The organism is Segatella baroniae DSM 16972 = JCM 13447 (assembly GCF_000426585.1).
Taxonomy (GTDB): domain Bacteria; phylum Bacteroidota; class Bacteroidia; order Bacteroidales; family Bacteroidaceae; genus Prevotella; species Prevotella baroniae.
In genome coordinates this window covers 1-8,714 of sequence record NZ_AUFQ01000030.1, presented here as the reverse complement: position 1 = coordinate 8,714, position 8,714 = coordinate 1, and the positions used below count along the sequence as shown (strand labels likewise).

At 50.3% G+C, this 8,714-nt stretch carries 7 protein-coding genes and 1 pseudogene; 1 reads left to right on the top strand and 7 read right to left on the bottom strand.

What is annotated here, in order from left to right; all coding sequences use genetic code 11:
• Window positions 1–27 precede the first annotated feature (27 nt).
• Both K334_RS0112465 and K334_RS14070 read right to left on the bottom strand, forming a co-directional pair.
• Window positions 28–942 (bottom strand): IS982 family transposase, encoded by a 915-nt coding sequence (locus tag K334_RS0112465; RefSeq protein WP_027445052.1) that lies wholly within the window; start codon window positions 940–942, stop codon window positions 28–30.
• Between the two features lie 187 nt (window positions 943–1,129).
• Window positions 1,130–1,917: pseudogene (locus tag K334_RS14070) on the bottom strand (class I SAM-dependent methyltransferase).
• Window positions 1,918–2,128: 211 nt separating this feature from the next.
• On the opposite strand from K334_RS14070, the gene K334_RS0112455 reads away from it, so the two are divergent.
• On the top strand, window positions 2,129–2,917 hold the full coding sequence (locus K334_RS0112455) for a hypothetical protein (protein ID WP_004341067.1): 789 nt from the start codon (window positions 2,129–2,131) through the stop codon (window positions 2,915–2,917).
• 36 nt (window positions 2,918–2,953) lie between these two features.
• On the opposite strand, the gene mobV is transcribed toward K334_RS0112455, so the two are convergent.
• The 5 genes from mobV to K334_RS0112425 form a co-directional block, all read right to left on the bottom strand.
• Window positions 2,954–4,315 carry a MobV family relaxase gene (gene mobV / locus K334_RS0112450; protein WP_004341065.1) on the bottom strand — a complete coding sequence of 454 codons (1,362 nt, stop codon included), beginning with the start codon at window positions 4,313–4,315 and terminating at the stop codon, window positions 2,954–2,956.
• A gap of 220 nt (window positions 4,316–4,535) precedes the next feature.
• Window positions 4,536–4,952 (bottom strand): hypothetical protein, encoded by a 417-nt coding sequence (locus tag K334_RS14065; protein ID WP_036890423.1) that lies wholly within the window; start codon window positions 4,950–4,952, stop codon window positions 4,536–4,538.
• An 11-nt stretch (window positions 4,953–4,963) separates the two neighbouring features.
• The gene (locus K334_RS0112440; protein ID WP_027445051.1) at window positions 4,964–6,211 is read right to left on the bottom strand and encodes a primase-helicase family protein; all 1,248 of its coding nucleotides are present in this window, start codon (window positions 6,209–6,211) and stop codon (window positions 4,964–4,966) included.
• A 469-nt stretch (window positions 6,212–6,680) separates the two neighbouring features.
• Window positions 6,681–7,070: a virulence RhuM family protein gene (locus K334_RS0112430; protein WP_004341058.1), complete on the bottom strand. Its 390-nt coding sequence runs from the start codon at window positions 7,068–7,070 to the stop codon at window positions 6,681–6,683.
• Window positions 7,067–8,290, bottom strand: coding sequence for a site-specific integrase (locus tag K334_RS0112425; protein ID WP_004341056.1), 1,224 nt, complete (start codon window positions 8,288–8,290; stop codon window positions 7,067–7,069). Before K334_RS0112425 ends, K334_RS0112430 begins: the two co-directional genes overlap by 4 nt.
• Window positions 8,291–8,714: the final 424 nt, after the last annotated feature.

Sequence of the window (8,714 nt, the reverse complement as noted above, 5' to 3'; positions counted from 1 at the left end):
ATACGCCAGTTCGGGATAAGGACTTGCTTAGAACAATTCCAATTGCCTGCTCTTTTCAATGTGTACGGGCAGTGCCTCGGGCTTATTCTCGAAGAAGCAATATGCGGCCAATGCAGCGCTGAGGTTCATGAGGAAGTTGTGTACGGAGCGATGACGTGAATGGACAAGGTTGGCCTTGTTTTTCAGCAATTCGTTGATGCATTCAATGATGTAGCGCTTGCGCAGCATCATCTTATCCCACAAGGGCATGAGCTTGTTCTTCATGTTCGACCTGAGCCCGTGGACCAGGTGGATGCCTTGGTTGAAGAGGCTCTCGAAGAAGCCCTGCTTGATGTACCCCCTGTCGGCAAACACCTTGCCGTAGAGCACCTTCGTGAACACCTCCCACACTTTGGGATCTCTGTCGTCCACGTTTGCGGGGGTAAGGCAGAATGTGAGGACGTCGCCCTTCTCGTTGCACAGCAAGTGCAGCTTGAAACCGTGGCACCATCCCATCGTACCCTTCCCGTCCCTGGCAAGTCCGTCGAACACCTTGTTGAATTTCCTTCTCATGTTGTGGCATACGGGGATCATCGTGCTGTCCACGAAACTAATGCCTGTACACTGGCCGAAGCCCTGGATGCGCATGAAGGCCATCAGGTCGAAGAACACGCGGGGCATGAGTTCCACAAAGCGCGTGTAGGACACCGCGTTAGGGAAACAGCTCGCCAAGTGACCCTTGATGAAGAACAGGTAATAGTGCTTGAAATTTCGGAAAGAGCCGAAGTGGTAGTACAGCAGGACGGCCATGATTTCGCTCTTGGACATCTGGCCCTTTCGGTTTCTCAAACGCTTATATCCCTCGTCTGTGGGGGCTATGTGGAGGTTTTTACTAAGTTCAGCGTCCAAATTCTTGCAGAACTCATCCAATATACAGAATATTTCAGTAACTTTGGATAGAATAGCGACAATCCTTTATACAAGGGCACCTTGTGCGATTGGCTGATTTTGGGGTAACGATTTGGCAACCGTTCCATTTGCTGTGTACTGCTTTGTTTTGCTTGCAAAGAACTCTTTATCTCCGACAAAGATAATGATTATTCCCGAACAATTCTACTCTTTGCTTTATTTTTTCAAGGCAAGGAAAAAATTATTCCCCTGCCGATTTCAAGAAGTAGAAACACGATGTTGTGAAGAAATTGCGGATATATGGAATTGCCCCTATCACGGCGTACAGCCTTCGGGGACGCAGGTGGAATTTCACCTCGTAATGCGGATTGATGAAATAGAAAGTCCTGTCAATGGCTTCAAAGCCTTCCTTTCTCATCGTCCTCTCAAACAACTCTATCGGGCATTTGGTCTTCTTGATGTTCAACAGTTCTCTGACGCATCCCTCGTCTTCCTTCCGAGCCCTCAATATCCGCTCATACAATCTCGTCGGAAGCAGGTGAAAGAAAGGCAGGTGCGAGAGGAAGCGGCTTCGGCATATCTGCTGATGCCCACCGAAAGGCATCTGCCAAGCAGGAAAGGACATGAAAATTACCCCCCCCGGGTTTTTAACAACTGTTTACACTTGTGCATAAATTCCTCCTTGTCGTCGATATGCTCTATCACATCATGGCAGACAATCAGGTCGAACTGATGCCTGAGTTCCTTCAACAGGAACACATCGGAGGCGATGAAACGCCCTTTTGCTCCGTTCTCTTGGAAAAACTTCCTTGCGTCCCTTATCCGTCCCTCTGCCATATCCACGCCCACTACATCGCAGCCCATGCGTGAGAAAGGCAGGAGGTTTCCACCGTCCCCGCAGCCTATCTCCAACACTTTCGTGCCTTTCCCTACCTGCCTGTACCGCTTGATGTAAGGAATGAAATACTTCTCGCTTGTGGTTGCGAGTTCGTTGAAATACTGTCTTCGGTTAAGTTGTCTTGACTGCATCTTATTTTAGGGGTGTTATGGTTTCAACGACAAAGGTAGCAATAATCATGGAATAAGACCGCATGTTTCATTCGTTACCATGAAAAATACCTATAAATGATTATATGGCAATGCGATATGGACGAGTGCAACCCAAAGTTTCCGCTCTTTCGTTTGCGGAATGGCGGGAAAATTCGTATATTTGCGAGGTACGACTAAAAAAGATGTAAATATGGCACACCGTAAAACTTGTTTTGTTTTATTGTTCTTGGCATTCCTGCTGGCATGCGCGTCCTGTTCCAATCCCCAAGACGAGGACAGGAAATCTTCTTTTCAATTGGATAAACCTTATAGGGAAATCATGCAAGGCTCTACGCTCCGTGTGTTCATCACGAGTGGCAGTGGAGACTTGCAGATAAGCAATTCCAATGCGTTTAAGGACTATGCTAGAATTGCCTATGCGAGAACTCCCGAACAGGCAGGGCATGTAGGTGTTCTTTCAATCCAAGCCCTGCAAGTGGGAGAATTTCAGGTCTCACTGACCGACAACCTCACAAAGGAAAGACAGCAACTGACCGTTAAAGTCCTCCCGCCTTATCTGTTACTGGAAATTCACGAAGGCTCAGACCCTGTATGGTCAATAGGAAGCGGAGTTTCGGGACTTTTCCTTGTCCAGAACGCAGCGCATTCTTTTTATCTGTGCCGTTACAAGCCCACTCTCTATCGGTATGTCAGTCCTGCCGTTCTCTCGGGCGTATATGAGATTGTCATGAAAGACGGCGTTCCGACGAACTTGCGCCTGCAAAGCAAGAAACAGGGAATTGTCCGTGATTTCACCTTGACAGGGAAAAACAAGAAAGAGGCTTTGGAAAAACTCGGGAGATTAGGCAGGCTCGGACTTCTTCCGAATGAAGAGAAATTCATCTGTCCCGTCTTTCTTGACGAACACGACATGGAAGAGCATATCATGGCGGAAATGACTTATAAGGAAGCAACCTTGCCTGAGAAAGTCATGGAGTGAGATGCAGGAAAGGAAGTGGAGCATGCGGAGGCACGGTTACAGCCTCACTCCCTTGCTCCTGTTCTCTTGGGAGGAATGGACGGACAAATGTCTGAATTTCTCCCACTGCTCCTTAAACCAACGGGCAATCGGCACTCTGTCCACGAGCAGGTCGAGTACGGTCTTGCCATCCCTTTCCTCCCTGCCCACCTGCAAGCGTGCCTTCTCAACGGCGAACGAACGCCTGTACTCATCAGAATGCAGTTTCCCCGTAACAACGAGTACTTTGCCTTGCAGGAGTTCGTCCGTGTGTCTCTCTGACAATCCGACCGAACGGCAAAGCCTTTCAATACGGAAAAACTCGGCAAGCATGGGAAACCATTCCTTTGCCTTGTCGATGATGCGCCTGAGATTGCCGATTTCACGCTGATGCTGCTCCGATGCCCGCAACCGCTCGGCGACGTGGCTTTCCTTCATTTTCTGCATATCCGTGCGCATCTGTCCGATGCTCTCTTTCAGTTCCGCCACCTCACCATGCAACTGCCTGTTCTCGCTTTCAAGCCTGCTCACTTTATTACCGCCCAACAGGGAGTTGATGCCGTTGAGTGCTGCTGTGGCGGTCTTGGTAGCTGAGTTTTTCAGTTCCACCGTTTTTTTCTCCGCCTTGATGCGTGCGAGTTCCATTTTGGCTTGCTCCGCCTCCTCGATGATGCACCGTGCTTCCGCCTCCCTTGCCAGCAGGTTGGCGATGTTCTCCTGTATGTCCTCGCCCTGCGTGATGAGATTGCGGTAATACTCATGCGTGGAGAGGTGCTTGGCTGTCGAGCCCCTGACACCCCTTTTCAGCTCGTACTTCGCCATGTGTTCGGCGTAGGTGTCCTGATACCTGATGAGGTTGGCACGGCTCATCACCTCGTCTGCGCAGAGGCGTGGGGCTGTCGCTTTCGTCCTGTACCTGCGCTTTGCCTTCTCTTCCTTTTTCTGCTTCCTGCGCTCACCCTGCACTATCGGCACTACGGTGGCATGGATGTGGGGTGTTTCCTCGTCCATGTGCAGGACTGCCGACACGAGGTTGTCCGCCCCGTAGGTCTCTCTCAGCCACGCCACGCTGTCATCGCACCACTCTCCGAGCCTCCTTTCGTTTTCCATTCGTTCCATATCCTCGTGCGTTCCGCTCAGCACGATGCGGATTGCCTGTACTTGGTTCTTCCCTATCTTGCGTTTCAGCCCTGCCGTGTCAAGGCGGTGGCGTATGGCAGCCGTGCGGTTGCACACACCGTCGGGAAACCTGATTAACTCACGGTTGAGGTGCGTTCTCGTAGGGTCTATGTTCTTCGGCACGATGGTGCGCTCGATGTGAGCCGACATTCCGCTGTCGGCTCCCTTTGCCTTTTCCAAATGCAATACGCAATATCCCATATCCTTTTGTCTTTTTTAGATGTTGTCATTATCTTGTTTTCGTTGCCTTGATGTCCTTAGATACGGTCGGTGGACAATCGTTGAAAGGAGGAAAGACTTCCTTTCGGCTTGCTCGTTTCTTTATGCCGACAGGCTCGGCAGGGGTGTCCAGAGGGGTGCAACCCCGTTGGCTTATTGGGAGATTTTCAGCGGACACGGAGTGAAGCGTGAGGAAAATCCCCTAATAAGCTACGGTATTTTCTCTTTTGAAAATATCCGTACCGTGCTTACCACGTGGGCATTTGCCCCAGCCACTTCTTTCCCTTGTATTCTGAAGTCCCCACGGCTTCTCCATCGGTGCTGTCGATTGGACTTGTTTCTCCGAAGGCATACTTGGACTGCACCCGAATATCTGAATACCCTGCATGCTTGGAAATACAGAATGCACGGCTTGCCGTGACTGCCTTTTTCTGTTGCTTATATCAGCGTGTCTTGCCTGTTCCGTTTCCGCCTGTAATGCCACTGCCGTTTCCCACCGAAGTCGGAGTGATGAAAATTCTGATGAATTGATGAATCTTGTTTCAATAATCTGGAAATCAGTACAATATGCTTTCATTATGTCCTCATCAAGCCGCTTGTCAAAGCTGAGTTTCATCATTTCCACTCCCCCTATCCCTGCATTTCCTCCAACTGCTTCCTGCCGACGGTGTAGAAACGCCCCGTGCGCCTTACCTCCGTGTATGGGCGCATGTTGTCATAGCTCGGTTGGCAGGTCGTATAGGTGAGCGTGTTTTCGGCAGGAGTGAGTTTCCATATATCCTGCACAATACGCCTTACCTGCGTCCTGTCCGTCCTGCAGCCTGCGCAGTTCAGCAGAAGGAGCATGTCGTTGATGCAGAAAGAGAAAGCGGACGCTTTCATGCAGTCCATGACTTCAAGGCAGGTTTCCGCCATCTCCACCTCCGTCCTGTTACGGTTGCTCCGTATAATCCTGCTCAGGGCTTGCGTGTGGATGAGTTCGGGACTGAACCACATGCGGCTCTCTTTCTTCGTGGAGAGCGTGCGGTGCTGGAGAAAATAGAGGAAGGCGGGTATTTCCTCCTTTACCCTTTGCAGGAAGTCCGTGTCGTCCTTTTCTATCCTCCCCACCTTCCTCACCCAATAGCGTGTCTCTCCTGTGTCGATTATGACGGGTAGACGTTCGTTGTTGGAGCATAGTACGAACTTGGCGAAGAATGAAATCTCATCCCTGTCCTTGCCCTTCGCCTCCACCTTGTAGGAAAGGGTGGTGCTGAGGTTCTTGAGCCGCTCGCTGTCCTCCCTGCGGTCGAGAAGCACCTCGTCCACGAGGATGAGCAGTTTCCCTGCCCAGTCCGAGTTGAACTGACTTCGGAAGTCCTCGTTGGTGTTGAAGGTTACATTGCCCCCGAAGAGGGCTTTGAGGAAGTTGAGGAACGTGCTCTTGCCCGTGTTGCGCTCCTCTGATACGAGCAGCAGGATGGGCAGTTTCTCTATGGGCTGCAGGTAGAGTAGTTGCAGGTAGTCCATGCCAAGTTCGTACTGCTCCCCGAAGATGTGCCTTGCCAATGCCTCGATATGGGGAAACACACCTTGCTTCGGATGATGCCCCGTCGGCTCGTAGAGGTTGAGGAAACTGCCTACTACGGGCTGATAGTTCACATGGTCGGGGACGGTGCAAAAACCGTCATACTTCGGGACGGTCGCCAGATAGTCCCTGCCGTAGTCCTGACGGAGCGTCTCGTTGTTCCACACGATGCGCTTCCTTACAAAACCGCCTCCGACAAGAGGCATGTCTGCAAGTTTGTAGAGCGTTGTGCCCACACGGACGAAAGCCCCGTCCTTTTTTCTTTTTTCGGGCATATCTTCCAGCAGCCCGTCATTGTTTTTCTTATCCATTTCTTTCTTGCTTAAATGGTTGATATATAGCATCGTGCAAAGTTACGGACATCGTTCGGAAAACTACTTGTGAAGAATGGCGCGGAACGGTGAAAGAAAAACGGAATGGAATAAAAACAGGGGAAAGCAGGGAGGTGCGGAGCAATAATTGAGGGGAACAGGAGGATAATTTTGCAGGATTTGTCGAGGGTTGCTGAAAAAGGGAAAATGCCTTTTTCTTTCATCGTTCGCAAGCGTCTGATGATATGTTGATGAACTTGCAATCGCTTGATATTCAATCATATTATATCAATATTCATCAATTCATCAAAATAAAAGAAGTTGTGTTCGGTATGTTTTTCTTTTCTCGGCAGTCCTATACGACTCGTCCCTAACTGTTATCCCTGCCCTTCAACCACCCAAAAAGAAAAAGGTTTATTTCCCCATCGACACAAGGGGATAAACCTCTATAAACCTCTGTCAAGGCGTTTCAGCAGGGACTGCCTGCCCGTGCAGGAAGGAGCATGACAAACCTTTCGTGCCGTTCGTTCAGCATTGCGATGACATGCTCCCAAAGCCTTTTTGCCCTTTGCGACCTGATACGGAACGCAAGGGCTATGACCATTTCAAGGCTGTACGCATCAAGCCAGCGACCCTCCGCCACCCTGATGTTCCTCTCTGCCGTGCAGGGGTGCAGCAGTCCATCCCTGTATATCTTCTTGACCAGCGTGTGGATGGTATGTCCGAACACGCCAAACAGGTCGGCAATCTCAAACTCGCCCATCCATATTTCGCCGTTGGGTATGACGATGTTCCCGTGCTCGTCTATCGTGATTATTCGACGGGCATTGCTGCTTATGTCTTTCCCTTTCATTGTCATGCCATCTTAATATTGCCAAATGAGGCGTTGAGCTTGCTGCCGAGCATGGAGAGGTCGGTGTCGAGTTTCTCGGTGGTTATCTTCGCATAGAGTTGTGTGGTTACGATGTTCGTGTGTCCGAGTACACGGCTCACGCTCTCAATCGGCATGCCCTTGCTCAGAGCCAATGTCGCAAAGCCGTGCCTTGCGCAATGGAAGGAGATGTCCTTTGTTATCCCGCACTCGCTGATGACTTTTTTGAGCTTCTTGCAGACCGTCCAGTAGTTGATGTCCCCGAATATGGAGTTGTCCTTCTGGAACGGTCGGTATCTGTCGATGATTTGCAAGGGTATATCGAGCAGTTTCACTTGGTACGGCACCTGTGTCTTGTGCCTTTTTGCAAGTATCCACTTCTCGCCGTTCACCTCCACAATCTCATCGGTGGTGAGTTCCTTCAAGTCCACGAAGGAAAGGGCGGTGAAGGAGGCGAAGACAAACAAATCACGCACGAAGGCGGAATGGCTGTCCTTGAACTCGTGCGAAACCAGTGTCTTCAACTCGTCCTCCGTGAGGAACGCACGCTCCTTCGTGTTCGGGCTGATATGAAACTGCGCGAACGGGTTTCTCGGTATCTTGCCGTTGAAGTGCGCACGCATCACCACGCCTTTGAGCCACATGCAGTTTATCCATATCGTGGCGTTCCTGTTTCCTTTCACCGTGCTGAGGTACACGGCGAAGTCCCTGATGAAGTCGGGGGTGAGTTCCAGCATCGACATGTCGCTGCGGTTGTACTTGTGGCGGATAAACCTCGCCGTGTTGTTCCTCGCCCTGAGCATCACCTTGTATGTTCCCATGCTCCTGTCCTTACCCACACGCTTGAACAGAGAGGCGCAGTCCCTGTCGAACGCTTTCATCAGGGTGTCGTACTCGCTGCCCAGCCCCTGATAGGCGTTGCGCACCATCTCCGCCGTGACGAACGCCTCACGGTCGGAAAGACGCTGATAGTGCTTGATGATTTGCGCCTTGATGTTGTCGAGCGAGAGGTTGGTGGCGATGGCTTCCCTGCTCTTGCCTTTCGCCCTGTTGCCTTTCACATCCCACAACTCCTTTGGGATGGTGCGCTTGCAGCTGAACTGAGCCACCGTGCCGTTGATTGTAACCCGTCCCATGATGGGGACGATGCCGTCTTTCTCCTTGCTGCCGTTCACATAGAACAGCACCTTGAATGTGCTTCTTGCCATTGTCTTTTCTTTTTGGTTGCAAAATTAAACATGAAAGAGCCTAACCCTGCTATGCAAAATATAGAGCAATAGAGCAACAGCAACGGATGCACGGAAAACCGCTGTTTTTCTCCTCTTTAGCGGAGGTAATTATCCTGCTTTCGGGTAACGATTTGAAAACATTTCTGTTTCAATAATCCGCATTTTCCTGCCTCGTGGCAGGTGGCGGATTTGCTGCGATTTACACCGTATAGCCCTAATAATCAAGCCGAATTGCGTTAAACTTCCGATTTCCTGCAAATATTACAGCGATTTTCTGTAACTTTGTCGTTGGTAATCATCGCTATATATGTTTTGTAAGTTATTGATTCTCAATTATAAAATTACAAAAAACAGCGAGATTACCAACTTTTTAGGGTACTTTCTTATCCCGAACTGGCGTAGA